Raw genomic sequence first — 17,374 nt, 5'->3', positions numbered from 1 at the left:
TCACCCGTGGAGGAGGAGCCCGATCGTGCAGTTCGCCGTCGACCGAGCATCGGTCAACGGCCGGCCCGGGCTGAGGGTACGCGGAGAACTCGACATCGCGACGGTGCCCCGGCTGGCCGAGGGCGTCGCCGCCGAGCTGGCCGCGCGGCCGCGGTCGCTGGTCATCGACCTCACCGACACCGTGTTCATGGACTCCGCGGGCGCGCGCGAACTGGCACGCGCCGCGAAGCAGTCCGCCGCGGCCGGCGTCGCGCTGCAGGTGGTCTGCCCGCGGGAGAACAAGCCGGTGCGCCTGGTCATCGACCTGCTGGAGCTGCACCGCCTCGTCCCGGTGGTCGAGGTCGCGGGCCTCACCGACGGGGAGGTCGGGTCGTAGGGTCGGTCGCGATGACCAGCACCCCCGCCGACATCCCGCCGTCGCCGGCTCCCGACCCCGTCCGGCGGCGGGTCGACGACGAGGCGCTGGCCCGCTGCGCCGAGGAGCCGATCGCGGTCCCGGGGGCGGTCCAGCCGCACGGCGCGCTGCTCGCGGTCACCGAGCCGGGCTTGGAGGTCGTCGTCGCCTCGGCCAACGCCGCGCAGGTGCTCGGCACCGACCCCGCCGGGCGCACGCTCGCCGACCTGCTGGCTCCCGCCGAACTCGACCGGCTGCGCGCGGCGCTGGCCGCGGACCTGTCGGAGGCCGACCCGCTGCGGGTGGCCCCCGGCGGCGCCGAGCTCGACCTGGTGCTGTCCCGCAGCGGCGACCTGCTGGTCACCGAGTGGGAGCCGGTCGCCGGGGCCGGGCAGGCCGGCGCGGCCTGGCACCGCCGGCTGCCCACCGTGCTGCAGCGGCTGTCGGCACCGACGTCGCTCGAGGGCCTCACCGGCGTCCTCGCCCGCGAGGTGCGCGCGCTCACCGGCTTCGACCGGGTGATGGTCTACCGCTTCGACGCCGAGTGGAACGGCGAGGTGGTCGCCGAGGACCGGCGCTCCGACCTCGAGCCCTTCCTCGGCCTGCACTACCCGGCCAGCGACATCCCCGCCCAGGCCCGCGCCCTGTACGCGACCAACTGGATGCGGCTGATCCCCGACGCCACGTACACCCCCGTCCCGCTCGAGCCGCCGCTGGTCCCGGGCACCGGCCGGCCGCTGGACCTCTCCGGCGCGATGCTGCGCAGCGTCTCCCCGGTGCACCTGGAGTACCTGGCCAACATGGGCGTCACCGCCTCGATGTCGGTGTCCCTCATCGACCGCGGGAGGCTCTGGGGGCTCATCGCCTGCCACTCCTACAGCGGCCCCCACCGGCCCTCCTACGCCGACCGCACCGCCGCGGAGTTCCTCGGCCGCACCGCCTCGCTGCTGCTGCACACCACCGTGGCGGCCGGCGACCGCGACGCCGCGGTGGGCGTCACCCGGCGCGAGGCCGACCTGGTCGGCGCGATCGGCCGCAGCCCGCGCACCCCGGTCGCCGCGCTCGTCGACGGCGAGGTCACCGTGCTCGACCTGCTGCCCGCCGCCGGCGCCGCGGTGCGCCTGGACGGGCGGCTGCACCTGCTCGGGCGGACGCCGCCGGCCGAGCGGGTCGCCGCGGTCGTGCCCGCGGTGCTGGGCGCCGGCGGGGTCACCGACGCCCTCGGCCGCGACGTGCCCGGCGCCGCCGACCTCGCCGCCGACGCCAGCGGCGTGCTCGCCGTCGAGGTCGGTGGTGCGCGCGGCGACTTCCTCGCCTGGTTCCGGCCGGAGACACCGCGCGAGGTCAGCTGGGGCGGCGACCCGCGCACCTCCAAGGTGACCGCGGGCCGGCTGTCCCCGCGCCGCTCGTTCGCCCGCTGGACCGAGACCGTCCGCGGCACCTCCCGTCCGTGGCACCAGCACGAGGTCGCCGCCGCCCGCGCGCTGGCCACCCACCTCGGCGAGGCGGTGCTCGCCCGCGCCGGGGAGGACGACCGGCTCTCCGCGGCGCTGCAGCGCACCCTGCTGCTCGAGGAGCTGCCGAAGGTGCCCGGCGTCGCGCTCGGCGCGCGGTACCGGCCCAGCGAGGCCGACGTCGTCGGCGGCGACTGGTACGACCTCGTGCCGCTGCCCAGCGGCCGGCTCGCGATCGTCCTCGGCGACGTCGCCGGGCACGGGCTGTCCGCGGCGGCGGTGACCGCGCAGCTGCGGCACGCCCTGCGGGCGTCGCTGCTGCGCGACGAGGGACCGGCCGCGGCGCTCACCGAGCTCAACCGGCTGGTCGGCGCGCTGCTGCCGGGCGAGATGGCCACCGCCGTCATCGCCCAGCTCGACCCCGCCACCGGCGAGCTGGCGCTGGCCAACGCCGGGCACCTGCCGGCCGTGCACGCCGGCGACGGCGGGGCGCGGCTGGTCACCGACGGCCGCGGTCCCGCCCTCGGCCTGCTCGACGACGCCGACTACGGCCAGACCGCGCTGCGCCTGGACGCCGGCGACCGGTTGCTGCTCTACAGCGACGGCCTGGTCGAGCGGCGCGGCCGGCCGCTGCCCGAGGGCATCGAGGCGGTGCGGGAGGCGGTGGCCGCCGGCGCCGGGACGCCGCAGGACGTGGTCGACGCCGTGGTGGCCACGCTCGACCCGCCCGGCACCGACGACGTCACCGTGGTCGGGCTGGCCCGCGTCTGAGGGTCAGGCGCCGCCGCGGACGAGGTAGCGGTAGGCCGGCGAGTCCGGGTCCAGGTGCTGGATCCGCAGCGGGCTCGCCGCGGTGCGCGCGAGCAGGCCGGGCAGGCTGTCGGCGCTGCCGAGCTCGATGCCGGTGAGCGCCGCGCCGGTCTCGCGGTTGTCCCGCTTGACGTACTCGAACAGCACGATGTCGTCGTCGGGGCCGAGGACGTCGTCGAGGAAACGGCGCAGCGCGCCCGGCTCCTGCGGGAACTCGACGAGGAAGTAGTGCTTGAGGCCCTGGTGCACCAGGGACCGCTCGACCACCTCGGCGTACCGGCTGACGTCGTTGTTGCCGCCCGACAGCAGGCAGACGACGGTCTGCCCGGGCTCGACCCGCACGGTGCCGCCGGTCAGCGCCGCCGTGGCCAGGGCGCCCGCGGGCTCGGCGATGATCCCCTCGACCTGGTAGAGCTCGAGCATCTCGGTGCAGACCTGGCCCTCGGGCACGGCCACGAGCTCGGCGCCGGAGTCGCGGACCAGCGGGAAGGTGACGTCGCCGGCCCGGCGCACGGCGGCGCCGTCGACGAACGTGTCGATGGCCGGCAGCTCGACCGGGTGCCCGGCCGCCAGCGCCGCGGCCATCCCGGCGGCGCCGGCGGGCTCCACCCCGACCAGCCGGGTCGCGGGGCTCGCCTGCCGCAGCCAGGTGCCGCAGCCGGCGAGCAGCCCGCCGCCGCCGAGGGGGAGGACGACGACGTCGGGCGCGCGCCCGAGCTGATCGAGCACCTCGACGGCGACCGTCGCCTGGCCCACGACGACCGGCCACGCGTCGAAGGCCGGGACGAGCGTGGCGCCGGTGGCGGCGGCACGGGCCTTCGCGGCCGCGGCGGCGTCGTCGTAGGTGTCGCCGGCGACGACCAGCTCGACCATGTCGCCGCCGAGCGCGCGGATGCGGGCGCGCTTCTGCCGCGGGGTGGTGCCGGGCACGAACACCGCCCCGCGGACGCCGAGCGCCCGACAGGCGTGCGCCACGCCCTGGCCGTGGTTGCCGGCGCTGGCGCACACCACCCCGGCGGTGCGGGCGGCGTCGTCCAGGCGGCTGATCGTGTTGTAGGCGCCGCGCACCTTGTACGAGCGGCCGACCTGCAGGTCCTCGCGCTTGAGCCAGACGTCGGCGCCGGTGAGCGCGGACAGGCGCTCGTTGCGCTGCAGCGGGGTGCGCTCGGCGACCCCGGCGAGCCGGCTGACGGCGTCGCGCACGTCGGCGGGGAAGCGGTCGAGCTCGGGGACGACGGCGGTGCTCACGGGGGTCCATCCTCCCTGGCGGGGTGGGTGTCCTCCCGGGCGGAGTCGTGCTCTGCACACGAGTGCGTGCAGAGCACGACTCAGCTCCGGGACACATGTCTCCTGAGCGCTTTCGTGCTCTGCACACGGGTGTGGGCAGAGCACGACCGCGCTCAGGAGGAGTACTAGGCGGTGACCCGGCCGTCGCCGGTGACCGCGAGGCGGCCATCAGCGGTGCCGCGGTCGAGTACCGCGGCCAGCAGCGGGGTCAGCGACGGCGTGCGGCGGCGGTAGCCGAACACCTCCGCAGTGCGCAGGAACAGGTCCTCGCGGGGCAGCCCGCCGGCGGCGCGGCACAGCGCCACCATCGCGTTGAGCACCTCCTGCGCCGGCACCTGCTCCAGCGGGCGGGGAGTGCTGGTGGTCTGCCGGCGGTAGACGGTCCAGCCGGCCGGGTCCAGCGACGCCGGCCAGACGACGTCGCCGTCCAGCGTGTGCGGCGGCAGCAGGGCGAGCAGCGCGTCGCGGCGGGCGTCGGTGACCCGGGACAGGCCGAACGCGCCGGCGGCGATCCGCGCGAGGCGGTCGCGGTGCACCGGCCCCTCGGCCCTGAGCCCGGCGGCGAGCACCCGGGTGACCAGCCGGGCGTTGCGCGGGTCGGCGAGGGCGTCGAGGACCTTGCGGTCGCCGGCCGGCTTCGGGGCCCAGGCGCGGAAGCGCTGCTCGGTGGGCCCGGCCCCCGCGGCCTCGTCAGCCTCCTCGGGCTGCTCCTCGGCGACGGGCGGGACGACGCTCAGCGCGACCGGCGGGACGGCCTCGGGCTCGTCGGCCACCGGGTCGGCGTCGGCGCGGGAGAGCGGCAGCGCGGCGACGGCGGCCGACACCACCGAGCGCAGCGACGGCAGCCCGCGGGGGCCCGGCTCGGGGGCGGGCTCGGTGGTGACGGGCTCGGGCGCGACGGGCTCCGGCGCGGCGGGCGACTCGACCTCGGGCACGGCCTCGACCACGGTCAGCACCGGCGCGGGGGAGGCGGTGGCCGGCGCGAGCGCCGGCGCGGGCGCGGCGTCCACCGCTGCGACCAGGCGGTCGAGCACCGCGTCGCGGTCGCGCAGCCACGACGGCAGCCAGACCCGCTCGACGGCGGGCCAGCCGAGCAGGCCGGACAGCACGTCGACGGGCAGGCCGTCGCGGTCGCCGACGGTGCGCCGCCGCGCCCACGCCGGGCCGTCGAGCAGCACGGCCACGACCGGGGCGTCCGGCGCCGCGGCGCGGGCCAGCGACAGGTCGACGCGGAAGTCCGACAGCCCGACGTCGGTGCGCACGACGAGCCCGCGCGCCCGCAGCGCACCGGCGATCTCCTCGCGGTGCCGGTCGGGCGTTCCGGGCCGGCGGGCCTCGCGGGGCAGCGCCTCGGTGCCGAGCGCCGCGAGGTCGAGGTAGGCGCGCAGGTGCTTGATGCCGAGCGACGACGTCTGCTCGGCCCGCAGCGCCGACGGGTCGAAGGAGGAGAAGACGACCACCTGCCGGCGCGCGCGGGTGACCGCCACGTTGAGCCGGCGCTCGCCGCCCACGCGGTTGAGCGGACCGAAGTTCAGCGGCAGCACGCCGCGGTCGTCGGGGCTGAAGCCGGTGGAGAACAGCACGACGTCGCGCTCGTCGCCCTGCACGTTCTCCAGGTTCTTGACGAACAGGCCCTCGCCGTCGGTGCGGTCGAGCGCCTCGGTCAGCCGCTCGTCGCCGGCGTCGCGCAGCAGCGACTCGATGTAGGACCGCTGCTGGGCGTTGAAGGTGACCACGCCGATCGAGGGCACCGCGCCGGGCGAGGCGTCGAAGCGGCGGCGGATCTCCGCGACGACGGCCTTGGCCTCCATCGGGTTGGTGCGCAGCAGCCGCCCGGCGCCCGAGCGGTGGAAGGTGCCCTGCACCCGGACCAGCGAGATGCCGTGGCCGTCGACGTCGGGGGTCGCCGGGCCGTGCGCCGGCGCGGGGAAGGAGGACAGCCGGTTGTCGTAGTAGTGGGCGTTGCTGAAGGCGATCAGCGACTCGTCGCGGCTGCGGTAGTGCCAGGACAGCCAGTGCCGCGGCACGCCGGCCTGCACGCACTCCGACAGGATCGACTCCTCGTCCTCCACGGCGACGCCGAGCAGGTCGGGCAGGTCGTCGCCGCCGCCGGCCGCGGGCTCGCCGAAGGACGTCGGCGGCATCTGCCGGCTGTCGCCGACGACCACCGCGGACCGGGCGCGGCCGAGCGCGCCGACGGCGTCGGCCACCCGGATCTGCGAGGCCTCGTCGAACACGACCAGGTCGAACTGGCCGGCGCGGGCGGGGAAGAAGCGGGCCACCGAGTCGGGGCTGACCAGCACGCACGGCAGCAGCGCGGTGACGAGGTCGCCGTACTGCGTGAGCAGCGCGCGTACGCCGAGTCCGCGGCGGCGGGTGAGCTCGCGCTGCAGCTCGCCGAGCCGGTCGGTGCCCTCGGACCCGCTGCCGGTCGCGGGGGCGTCCAGCCGGCGCATGGCCAGCACGGCGGCGGGCAGCGCGGCGGTGAGGTGCCGGCGCACGGCCCGCGAGGCCGCGGTGAAGCGGTCGATCGCGCGGCCGTGCGCGGCCTCGTCGAAGGCGTCGAGGCCGGTGGCGGCGCGGCGCTCGGCGGTGGAGGCGGCGGCCAGGCCGTGCTCGAAGGCGCGCGGCGCGTCCTCGGCGGGCAGCCGGCCGCTGACCAGCGCGGCACGGGCGTCGAGCAGGCCGGCGGCGCGCAGCGGCTCCAGGGTGTCGAGGAACTCCGCCCACCGGCGCAGCGACATCAGCCCGGAGTGCTCGACGCCGCGCTCGGGGCGGGTCATCGCCCAGCGCAGCAGCACGCCGTCGTCGCCGCACCAGTCGGCGAGCCGGCGGGGGGTGCTGCGGCAGACGCGCAGCAGCTCCTCCAGCCCGTCGCGCAGCCGGGCGACGGCGGCGGCCGCCGCGGCCGACGGGCCGGGGCCGGAGACGACGTAGCGGCGCAGCGCGACGGCGAACTCCCGCGCGCTGTCGGCGACCGCGCCGGCGCGGCGCAGCCAGGCCACCTGGCCCTCGAGCAGGTCGGGCTCCAGCAGCGGGTTCCAGCCGGCCGGCACCGACAGGCCGGGGATGACGGCGGCGCGCGCGGCGATCCCCGCGGCGGCGCTCTGCACCCGCCACAGCGCCGCGGTCAGCTCGGGCACGTCGCGCAGCCGCACGGCGACACCCGGGCGCAGCACCGGCGCGAGCTGGGCGCGCACCTCGCGCAGCCCCTCCTGGCGCGCCCACATCCGCCCCGCCTGCGCGGTCTGCGCGGCGACGAACAGCTCGCCCAGCGGCAGCGCGAGCGCCTCGGGCGTGGCCAGCTCCAGGCCCGGGTGCACCGTGCCGGCGAAGGCGGCCACCTCGGCCAGCACCGCGGTGGTCGCGGCGGTCCAGCGCTCGGTGGGCACCTCGTCGAGCACGTCGAGGCCGACGGCGGGCCCGGACAGCAGGTGGGCGAGGTCGTCGAGGTCGCCGGGGCTGCGCACCTCGCGCAGCGCCCGCGCCAGGTGCTCCTCCGCGGGCAGCGCGCGCATCGCGTCGTCGACGGCGATCGCGGCGCGGTGCGCGGCCGGGAGGTCGACCCGCGCGGTGTCGACGAACGCCCACGGGTGCCGCGGCGAGGGCCGCACCAGGTCGGCGACGTCGGGCAACAGCGCCAGCGCCCGGCGGACCGCGGTGAGCGTGTCCTCCGGGGCGGCCGCGGCGAACGACTGCGGCACCGGCAGCGCCGGCACGTCCCCGCCGACGGCGAGCCGCGCGGTGCGCGCCGAGTAGTAGGACATGCCGGCCGCGTTGACCGCGTGCAGCCGGTCGGCGTAGCGGGCCAGCGTGCGGCGGGCGGCGCGCAGGTCCTCGCCGTCGGCGGCCAGGGCCTGCTCGTCGGCGACGACGACGGCCTCCAGCGCGTCGCGGAGCCGGGCGCGCACGGCGGTGGCGCGGGCCCGCTCGTCGTGCAGGTCCAGCACCAGCGGGCCGAGACCCACGGCGTCGAGGCGGCGGGCGACGACGTCGAGCGCCGCCCGCTTCTCGGCGACGAACAGCACCCGGCGGCCGTCGGCGACGGCGCGGGCGAGCAGGTTGGTGATCGTCTGCGACTTGCCGGTGCCGGGCGGGCCCTCGAGCACGAACGTGCGCCCGGCGACGCCCTCGGCGACCGCCTTCACCTGCGAGGCGTCGGCCGGCACCGGGCAGCGGGCGGCGAGCTCGTCGAGGTCGACGTCGGCGGCCCTGGCCGGCACCGGGTCGGCGAAGGGCTCGGCCGGCGCGTGCACCAGGTGGCCGACCAGCGGGCTCGCCGCGAGCTCGGCCCACGACTCGTCCAGATCGCGCCAGAGCCGGTAGCGGGCGAACTGCAGGACGGCGAGGTCGGCGGTCGCCTCGACGCGGAAGGGCAGGCCGGCGTCGAGCAGCGCCTGGCGCACGGTGGCCAGCGCGCTGTCGACGTCGAGGTCGCCGTCGGCCCCGGCCAGCCCGGGGATCTCCAGGCCGTGCTCGCGGCGCAGCTTCTCCAGCAGGCACCAGTTCGGGCTGGCGCCGGCGGCGTCGTCGGCGGTGAGCCGGTAGGCGCCGGTGCGCCCGGCGGGGGAGAGGACCACCGGCAGCAGCACCAGCGGCGAGCGCAGCGGGCGGCCGTCGAGCTCCCAGGACAGGCTGCCGATCGCGACGTAGAGGTTGTTGGCGCCGGTCTCCTCGCGCACCGTCCGGGCCCGGTGCGCCAGCCCGCGCAGCCGCGGGAGGTAGGCGCCGTCGCTGAGGTCGGCGTAGACCTCGCGGCGCTCGTGCAGCACCTCGCCGAGCACGCCGACCGGCAGCTCGCGCGCCGAGCGCAGGCCGCGCACGTTGTCGGCGGGGCGCAGCCGGTCGCTGGGCACGAGGGTGACCGCGCCGTCGCCGGCGAGCAGCTCGGCCAGCGTGGCGAGGTAGAGGCCGGGGACGACCAGCGGCAGCCCGGCGCCCTCGGTGTAGTTGACCAGCCGGTTGCGCAGGCTCAGGTCGAGCAGGCTGTTCTTCCACTGCTGCACCCGCGGCGGCACGCCGGGGCGGCTGCCGGGCACCGGGGCGGCGTGCCGGCCGGCGGGGCGGACGGTCGGGTCGTGCTCGTCGGCGCGGTACTCGACCACCTGCAGCGCGCCGTCGGGGCCCCGCAGCCGGGCGGGCAGCGGCAGGATCCCATCGCGGCGGGCGCGGTGGACGTCGGTGACGCCCAGCAGCCGGTCGGCCGCGCCGGTCAGCCACGCGTCGGCGGCGGCGCGGTGCAGCCGGTCGGCGTCGGGGTCCTCGGTGCCGCGGCTGGTGAGCAGCGTCGTCTCCACCAGCCGGACCAGCCCGAGGGCGACCAGGTCGGCGAGCGGGGCGACGTCGGTGGTGGCGGCGCTCTCGGCGCTGCGCTCCTCGCGCCAGTAGCCGAGGAACGCGTGCCCGTCGGCGATCCACAGCAGCGTGCGGACGCCGGCCGCCTCCAGCGCGGCGGCGAGGGTGACGGTGGTGTCCAGCGGGGTGCCGACGCGGCCGTCGAGCACGTCGGCGGGGGTGCGCACCCGCTGGGCGATGTGCGCCCAGTCGGCGGGGGCCTCGCTGTGCCGGATGCCGCGGGCGCGCATCGCGGCGGCGACCGCGGCGACGATCTCGTCGACCCGGTCGGGCCCGGCCGCGTAGCCCTGCACGGACGGGTCGTCGGTGCGCTCGTGCAGCAGCGCCGCGGCCTCGTCGAGCAGCGCCGGCACCGCGGGGTGGTTGGGCTGCACGTGCGCGGCGAGCATCTCCAGCGCCAGCGGCACGGGGGAGGCCAGCCACTGGCTCGCGGCGAGCACGTGCACGGGGACGGCGGTGCCGCCGACGTCGGCGCCCCCGGCGACGACGTCGATCTCGATGACGCCGGGCCGCTGCTCCTCGATGTGCAGCATCGCGGCCGCGTCCATGACCAGGCCGACGTCGCTGAGCACCGTGGTGGCGTCGCCGTCGAGGTCGACGGGGACCTCGACGACGCTGCCGATCGGGCCCTCCGCGTCGCGCACGCCCAGGCGCACGACGGCGCCCTCGACCGCGGCGCCGCGGGTGGTGACCGCGAGCCGGGACACGACCGGGACGCGGTTGACGGCGAGCGCGTAGGACAGCACCGGGGTGCTGGTGGCCGCGATCGCCACGGCCGCCCGGGGAGCACCGTCGTGCGGATGCGGCCGGGTGTCCGTGGTGCTCACGGTGTCCTGTCTACCGGTCCGGACGGACCGGTCCGGACATCCCCGCGAGCGTCTGGGACGGGTGTGACGGACGGGGAGAGACGTTGCCCTCCGGTCGCCCCCGGGTGCCGATACCCACGCGTCGAGGGCGGCCGGTACGGCTCCGATCAGAAACGGCGCCGCTGCAGGGGCCCGCCGCGAGCTCGCGAGCGGTGGGGGGCAGCGGGGTCCTTACTCGGCGAAGCGCTGCTCGAGGTCCTGCACCTCGGGCAGGCCGACGAGGTCGGTGAACTCGCCGAAGGTGGGCAGCCCGTCCAGGGGCGGGACGCCCTGCTCCCGCAGCGAGGCGAGCAGCGACCGGACGCCGGCGGTGGCCGCCAGCAGGGTGCCGATCGGGTAGATGACCAGCGCGAACCCGAGCTCGGCCATGCGCTCCAGCGACAGCGGCGGCGTGCGTCCGCCCTCGGCCCAGTTGAAGACCAGCGGCGCCACCCCGGCGAGCTCCCCGGCGACGCGCTCGACGTCGGCCTCGGTGGTCGGCGCCTCGACGAACAGCAGGTCGGCGCCGGCCTCGGCGTAGGCACGGGCGCGGGCGAGCGCGTCGTCGACCCCGGTGACGGCGACGGCGTCGGTGCGGGCGATGAGCACGAGGTCGGGGTCGCGCCGGGCGGCCGCGGCGGCGCGGATCTTGCCCACCATCTCCCCGGTGCCGATGAGCGCCTTGCCGCTCATGTGCCCGCACTTCTTGGGCATCACCTGGTCCTCGAGCTGGATGCCCGCGACCCCGGCCTGCTCGTAGAGCTGCACCGTGCGGACGACGTTGATCGCGTTGCCGTAGCCGGTGTCGGCGTCGGCGATGACCGGCACGTCGACGGCGGCGGCGATGCGGCGCGCGTTGTCGACCATCTCCGCGCCCGACAGCAGCCCGACGTCGGGCCGGCCGAGCAGCCCCGCCGTCGTGCCGAAGCCGGTCATGTACACCGCGTCGAAGCCGGCCTGCTCGATCAGCCGGGCGGTCAGCGCGTCGTAGGCGCCCGGCGCCATCAGCGGGCCGGGGCCGGCGAGCAGCTCGCGCAGCCGCGCCCGCGGGGCCCGCGCACCGCTCAGCAGATCCGCCACGGTGGCCTCCTCGTGTGTCGTCCCGGTTCCCGCGCGGTTGCATACAGCGACCGTCGCGGTGGCCGTGCGTCGTCGCGAGTCTGCACCGTCCCCGACGTGCATGGCAACGGTCCGGAGAGTTCCGCCGGGGCTCTTGTGCGCACCCGCCGCCACCCCTACCTTGCATGCAATCCCCGAGGAGGTGTGACCGTTGACACGCCCTCTGACGTCGGCCGAGCGCGCACTGGCGACCCTCCGCGACCTGATCATGGGCGGCGACCTGGCCCCCGGCGCGCGCCTCGGCGAGGTGGAGCTGGCCGAGCGGCTCGGGGTGAGCCGCACGCCGGTGCGCGAGGCGCTGTCGCGGCTGGCGTCCGAGGGGCTGGTCGAACTCGTGCCCAACCGCGGTGCCCGGGTGGCCACGTGGACGGTCGCCGAGCTCGAGGGCGTGTTCGACCTGCGCTCGGTCCTGGAGCCGCAGCTCACGGCGCACGCCGTCCCGAACGCCCGCCCGGCCGACGTCGACGCCCTCGACGACCTCGCCCGCCGGATGCTCGCCGTCGGCACCCCCGGCCCGGACCAGGACCTCGACGCGCTCGTCCCGCTCAACCGCGCGTTCCACGACCGGCTGGTCGCCCTCGCCGCGCACCCCACGCTGGCGGCCGCACTGGCCGCCGCCATCCACCCGCCGATCGTGCGGCGCAACTTCCTCACCTACGACGAGGAGTCGCTGCGCCGCAGCCTGGCGCACCACGCCGAGATCGTCGCCGCCCTGCGCGCCGGCGACCCGGAGTGGGCCCGCGCCGTCATGACCTCGCACATCGCCAACGCCCGGGCCGTGATGGTCCGGGCGGCCCGGCTGCAGGCCACCGATCCCGCGACCCGCACTGAGGAGACCGCATGAGCTACCGGCTCGGAGTCGACGTCGGGGGCACCTTCACCGACGTCCTGCTCGTCGACGAGGACAGCGGCGCGACCTGGCGCGCCAAGACCGCCTCCACCCCGGCCGACCAGGCGGTCGGCGTGCTCACCGGCATCGGCAAGGTGTGCGCCGACGCCGGCATCTCGATGCGCGAGGTGGCGCAGGTGCTGCACGGCACCACGGTGGCCACCAACGCGATCCTCGAGGGCAAGGGCGCCCGCGTCGGGCTGGTCACCACGCGGGGCTTCCGGCAGGTCCTCCAGATCGCCCGCTCGTTCGTGCCCGGCGGGCTGGCCGGCTGGATCATCTGGCCCAAGCCCGAGCCGCTGGCCGACCTCGAGGACACCGTCGAGGTCGAGGGCCGGGTCGCCAGCGACGGGTCCGAGGTCCGCCCGCTCGACGAGGCCGGCGTCCGGGCGCAGCTGGAGCGCCTCGCCGGCCGCGGCGTGCAGGCCCTCGCCGTCAGCCTGGTCAACTCCTTCGCCGACGCCTCCCACGAGCGGCGCATCCGGAAGATCGCCGCCGAGGTGCTGCCCGGCGTCCCGGTGTCGCTGAGCTCGGACGTGCTGCCTGAGCTGCGCGAGTACGAGCGCACGCTGACCACCGTCGCCAACGGCTACGTGCAGCCGCAGGTGGAGAAGTACGTGCGGCACCTGTCCGAGGGGCTGCGCGAGGGCGGGGTGGCCGGGGAGCTGTCGATCCTGCGCAGCGACGGCGGTCTGCAGTCGGCCGACGCCGCGGTGGAGGCGCCGGTGAGCATGCTGCTGTCGGGCCCCGCCGGCGGGGTGACCGGCGCGGTGTGGGTGGCCGAGCAGTGCGGCCACCGCGACCTGATCACCTTCGACATGGGCGGCACCTCCACCGACGTGGCGCTGGTGCGCGACCTCGCCCCGCGGATCGGCCGCGAGACGAAGGTCGGCGACCTCACCGTGCGGGCCTCCAGCGTCGACGTGCGCACCGTCGGCGCGGGCGGCGGCTCGATCGCGCACGTGCCCGAGCTGACCCGCGCGCTGCGCGTCGGCCCGCAGTCCGCCGGCGCCGACCCCGGACCCGCGGCCTACGGCAAGGGCGGCGTCGAGCCGACGGTCACCGACGCCAACGTCGTCCTGGGCTACCTGCCCTCGGACCTCGCCGGCGGGGAGATCACCCTCGACGTGCAGGCCGCGCGCGACGCCGTGAGCAAGGTGGCCGAGGCGATGGGCCTGGACTCCCCGGAGGCCGCGGCGGCCGGGATCGTCGACATCGTCAACGAGAACATGCTCGGCGGGCTGCGGCTGGTCTCGGTGCAGCAGGGCTTCGACCCCCGCGACTTCGCGCTGGTCGCCTTCGGCGGCGCCGGGCCGCTGCACGCCAACGCGCTCGGCGTGCTCACCGGCGCGTGGCCGGTCATCGTGCCGCCGTCGCCCGGGGTGCTGTGCGCCCTCGGCGACGCCACCACCAGCCGCCGCGACGAGTCCGCCCGCACCGTGCTGCGGCGCTTCGGGCAGCTCGGCGACGGCGAGCTGGTGCAGGTGCTGCGCGAGCTCGCCGACGACGCCGGGCAGCGGCTGGCCGCCCACGGCACGCCCCGGGAGCAGCAGACGGTCGGCTACCAGGTCGACGTCCGGTACCACGGGCAGGGCTTCGAGATCCCCGTCGAGGTCGACCCCGCGTGGCTCGACGGCGGCAGCCCCCTGGCCGAGCTCGGGCGGGCCTTCGACGCCGAGCACGACCGGCTGTTCTCCTTCCTGCTCACCGTCGACCACGAGCTGGTCAACGCCCGCGCCACCGTCACCGGCCCGCGGCCCGACGTCGCGCCCGTGCGGCTCGGGCCCGGCGACGGCGACCCGAAGGGGGCGCTGGTGAGCGAGTCCCCGGTGCACGTCGGCGGCGAGCGGGTGTCGGCGTCGGTCTACGACCGGGCGCGGCTGCGCGGCGGCGACGTCGTTGCCGGTCCCGCGATCGTCACCGAGATGGACAGCACCACCCTCGTCCTGCCCGGGCACGTGGCTACCGTCCACGCGTCCGGCTCGCTGCTGATCACCCCCGTGGAGGGCTGACATGGCACGGATCGTCGAGACGGCCACCGGCACCGTCGAGCGGGTCGACGTCGACCCGGTCACCCTCGACCTCATCGAGAACGGGCTGCGCAACGCCCGGTACGAGATGGACGAGGTGCTGTTCCGCACCGCGCTGTCGCCGGGCATCCGCGAGCAGCACGACGAGTTCCCGCTCATCGCCGACCCCACCGGGAAGATGGTCGTGGGCCAGTTCGGCCTGTCCATCCCCGACTTCCTCGAGGGCTTCGACGACACCGTCGAGGAGGGCGACGTCCTCCTCACCAGCGACCCGTACGCCTGCGGCGCGGCGATCAGCCACGCCAACGACTGGCTCGTCGTCGTGCCGGTGTTCCACGAGGGCCGGGTGGTCGGCTGGGCGTCGATGTTCGGGCACATGTCCGACGTCGGCGGCAAGACGCCGTCGTCGATGCCCACCGACGCCCGCACCATCTACGAGGAGGGCGTCGTCATCCCGCCCTTCAAGCTCTACCGGAAGGGCGTGCTCAACGAGGACGCGCTGCGGATCGTGCTCAACCAGGTCCGCATGCCCGACTGGAACCGCGCCGACCTCAACGGCCTGGTCGCCGCCTGCCGCACCGCGGGCCGGCGGGTGGTCGAGATGTGCACCCGGTTCGGCACGGGCACCTACCTGTCGGCGCTCGACGCGCTGCTGCAGCGCAACCACGACGCCATGAAGGTGCTGCTGCAGATGGTGTTCGAGGAGGGCCGGACGCTCTCGTTCACCGACTACATCTGCGACGACGGCGTCGGCAACGGCCCCTACGAGCTGAAGCTCTCGCTCACCCGTACCGGCGAGAAGGTGCACCTGGACTTCACCGGCTCCTCGCCGCAGGCGGCCGGGCCGATCAACTACTACATCAACGAGAACCTGACCCGGATGTTCTTCGGGATCTACATGATCACCGTCGCCGACCCGCAGATCCTGTGGAACGACGGCTTCTACCCGCTGGTCGACGTCACGATCCCGGACGGCTCGTACTGGAAGCCCGCGCACCCGGCCGCGCTCAACGGCCGCAACCACGGCATCGGGCGGGTGTTCGACCTCTTCGGCGGGCTGCTCGGGCAGACCAACCCGGCGCTGCTCAACGCCGCCGGCTTCTCCTCCTCGCCGCACTTCATGTACTCCGGCCACTACTCCGGCGGGGAGCGGAAGGGGGAGTGGTTCCAGCTCTACTCGATCGGCTTCGGCGGCATCCCCGGCCGGCCGCTCGGCGACGGCCCCGACGGGCACTCGCTGTGGCCGAGCTTCGTCAACATCCCCTGCGAGTACCTCGAGTCCTACTACCCGCTGCGGATCGAGCGGTGGGAGACCGTCGCCGACACCGGCGGGGCCGGGCTGCACCGCGGCGGCAACGGCGTCGACGTCGCCTACGTGTTCGAGGAGCCCGGCGAGATCGCCATCCACGACGATCGCTGGCTCACCTACCCGTGGGGCGTCAACGGCGGCGAGCCCGGCGCCCGCGGCCGCAAGTGGATCGACCGGGCCGACGGCACCCGCGAGGTGCTGCCCAGCAAGTGCCACGGGGTGCCCGTGCACCCCGGCGACGTCCTGCACTTCGTCACCTGGGGCGGCGGCGGGTGGGGCGACCCGCTCGAGCGCGACCCCGAGCTGGTGGCCAGGGAGGTGCGCCGCGGGCTGGTCACGCAGGAGGGCGCCCGGCGCTACGGCGTCGTCGTCTGCGACGGCGGGGAGGTCGACGCCGAGGCGACCGAGACGCTGCGCGACCAGCTGCGTGCCGACCGGCCCGCCGACCTGCCGGTGTTCGACATGGGCCCGCCGGTGGAGGAGCTGCTGGCGCGCTGCGAGGAGGAGACCGGGCTGCCCGCGCCACGCCGTCCGGTCTGGTCGGCGACGTGACCGGTGCCGGGCCGCACGGCTCGGCGTTCTCCGGCCGGGTGGGCTGGGGGACCCGCCCGGCCGTGCTGGTCATCGACCTCTGCCGCGCCTACACCGAGCCCGGCGGGCCGTTCGCGCTGCCCGACCCCGCGCCCGCGGTGGAGGCTGCGCGGGCGCTGGTGGAGGCCGCCCGCGCCGGCGGGCATCCCGTCGTGTGGACGGCGGTCCGGTACTCGGCGGGGCTCGCCGACGGCGGGCTGTTCGTGCGCAAGGTGCCGGCGCTGGCCGCCTTCGCGGAGGACGCGCCCGGCGACTGGGGCCGGCTCGCGCTGACGCCGTCGCCGGGGGAGCCGGTGGTGGTCAAGCAGTACGCGTCGGCGTTCTCCGGCACCTCGCTCGCCTCCACCCTGCACGCTGCCGGGGTGGACACGGTGGTCGTCGCCGGCGTCTCGACGTCGGGTTGCGTGCGGGCCACGGCGATGGACGCGCTCAACTCCGGCTTCCGACCGCAGGTGGTCCGCGAGGCGTGCGCCGACCGGAGCGCGGCGCTGCACGAGAACAACCTGGCCGACCTCGACGCCAAGTACGCCGACGTGACCGGCCTCGCCGAGGCGCTCGACCACCTGCGGCGCGCGGAGACCGCGGCTCCTCCCGGGTGACCCCCTCCCGGGAGGAGCCGCCCCTCCTGGGGCGGGTGTGACGGGCCGGCGGCCCGCCCGCGGGTCGCGGAACGGATCCGGCCCGCCCGCTCCGTAGGTTCGCCCGGATGGACACCGCCCGCCTCGACCTCGCGCCCGACCCGGCTGCCGACCCCGCCGTCGATCCCGCGGGGGAGCACGACACCGACGTGCTGCCCACCCGGTCGCGGCACCGCGCGGCGCCGGCGGGGGTGCGCCGGCGGTGGCTCGGCGTCGGCGCGGCTGTCCTGGTGCTGCTCGTCGCCGGGCTGGCCGTGCTGGTCGCCCCGGCGGTGCGCGGCGGCGGCGCGCCCGGGGCGCCGCCGCTGTCGGGGCCCGCGCCGGCGAGCGCGCCGCCGGCCGGGCGGACGGCGACGGCCTCTCCGTCGCCGTCCCCGGAGCCCACCCCGACGCCGGACCCGGCGCCCGCCCCGGTCGCGGAGGAGCCCGCGCCCACCCCGACGCCGGAGCTCGAGGTGCCCGCGACCCCGCCGCCGCCCATCGCGCCCGTCGTCCCCGCCCCGTGCGACGACGGCCCGGGGCGCGGCGACGGCCCGGGCAACGGCCACGGCCGCGGGAACGGCCCCGGTGACGGCCACCGCCCCGGGCCCGACGGCTGCCGCTGACCGGGATGACGGTCGTGTGACGACTCGTCCCACCACCGGTGCCGGCGC

General features: G+C 76.8%; 10 protein-coding genes. 7 read left to right on the top strand and 3 right to left on the bottom strand.

Features of this window, described 5'->3' with window-relative positions:
• Window positions 1–25: 25 nt before the first annotated feature.
• Together WA616_RS15285 and WA616_RS15280 are read left to right on the top strand one after the other, a co-directional pair.
• Window positions 26–376: an STAS domain-containing protein gene (locus WA616_RS15285; RefSeq protein ID WP_336031116.1), complete on the top strand. Its 351-nt coding sequence runs from the start codon at window positions 26–28 to the stop codon at window positions 374–376.
• A gap of 11 nt (window positions 377–387) precedes the next feature.
• Window positions 388–2,619, top strand: coding sequence for a SpoIIE family protein phosphatase (locus tag WA616_RS15280; RefSeq protein WP_336031115.1), 2,232 nt, complete (start codon window positions 388–390; stop codon window positions 2,617–2,619).
• A 3-nt stretch (window positions 2,620–2,622) separates the two neighbouring features.
• Here the strand turns inward: WA616_RS15280 and ilvA are convergent, their stop codons facing one another.
• From ilvA to WA616_RS15265, 3 genes are all read right to left on the bottom strand, one after another.
• A complete protein-coding gene (ilvA, locus tag WA616_RS15275) occupies window positions 2,623–3,906 on the bottom strand; it encodes a threonine ammonia-lyase IlvA (RefSeq protein WP_336031113.1) in 1,284 nt (427 codons plus the stop codon).
• Between the two features lie 164 nt (window positions 3,907–4,070).
• Window positions 4,071–10,127: a DUF4011 domain-containing protein gene (locus WA616_RS15270; protein WP_336031110.1), complete on the bottom strand. Its 6,057-nt coding sequence runs from the start codon at window positions 10,125–10,127 to the stop codon at window positions 4,071–4,073.
• Between the two features lie 210 nt (window positions 10,128–10,337).
• Window positions 10,338–11,225 (bottom strand): isocitrate lyase/PEP mutase family protein, encoded by an 888-nt coding sequence (locus tag WA616_RS15265; RefSeq protein ID WP_336031109.1) that lies wholly within the window; start codon window positions 11,223–11,225, stop codon window positions 10,338–10,340.
• Between the two features lie 190 nt (window positions 11,226–11,415).
• Here WA616_RS15265 and WA616_RS15260 point away from each other — a divergent pair, with 190 nt between their 5' ends.
• From WA616_RS15260 to WA616_RS15240, 5 genes are all read left to right on the top strand, one after another.
• Window positions 11,416–12,108 carry a GntR family transcriptional regulator gene (locus WA616_RS15260; RefSeq protein WP_073420424.1) on the top strand — a complete coding sequence of 231 codons (693 nt, stop codon included), beginning with the start codon at window positions 11,416–11,418 and terminating at the stop codon, window positions 12,106–12,108.
• The gene (locus WA616_RS15255; RefSeq protein WP_336031106.1) at window positions 12,105–14,165 is read left to right on the top strand and encodes a hydantoinase/oxoprolinase family protein; all 2,061 of its coding nucleotides are present in this window, start codon (window positions 12,105–12,107) and stop codon (window positions 14,163–14,165) included. Before WA616_RS15260 ends, WA616_RS15255 begins: the two co-directional genes overlap by 4 nt.
• 1 nt (window position 14,166) lies before the next feature.
• Complete coding sequence (locus tag WA616_RS15250) at window positions 14,167–16,044, top strand: hydantoinase B/oxoprolinase family protein (RefSeq protein WP_336031103.1); 1,878 nt, start codon at window positions 14,167–14,169, stop codon at window positions 16,042–16,044.
• Window positions 16,041–16,682, top strand: a complete 642-nt coding sequence (locus WA616_RS15245; RefSeq protein WP_336031100.1) for an isochorismatase family protein — start codon at window positions 16,041–16,043, stop codon at window positions 16,680–16,682. Before WA616_RS15250 ends, WA616_RS15245 begins: the two co-directional genes overlap by 4 nt.
• A gap of 107 nt (window positions 16,683–16,789) precedes the next feature.
• A complete protein-coding gene (locus WA616_RS15240; RefSeq protein ID WP_336031099.1) occupies window positions 16,790–17,326 on the top strand; it encodes a hypothetical protein in 537 nt (178 codons plus the stop codon).
• The last annotated feature ends 48 nt before the right edge of the window (window positions 17,327–17,374 follow it).

Origin of the sequence: Geodermatophilus sp. FMUSA9-8, from assembly GCF_037034165.1 — a bacterium.
GTDB classification, from domain to species: domain Bacteria; phylum Actinomycetota; class Actinomycetes; order Mycobacteriales; family Geodermatophilaceae; genus Geodermatophilus; species Geodermatophilus nigrescens.
This window is presented reverse-complemented; position numbering and strand designations above follow the sequence as displayed.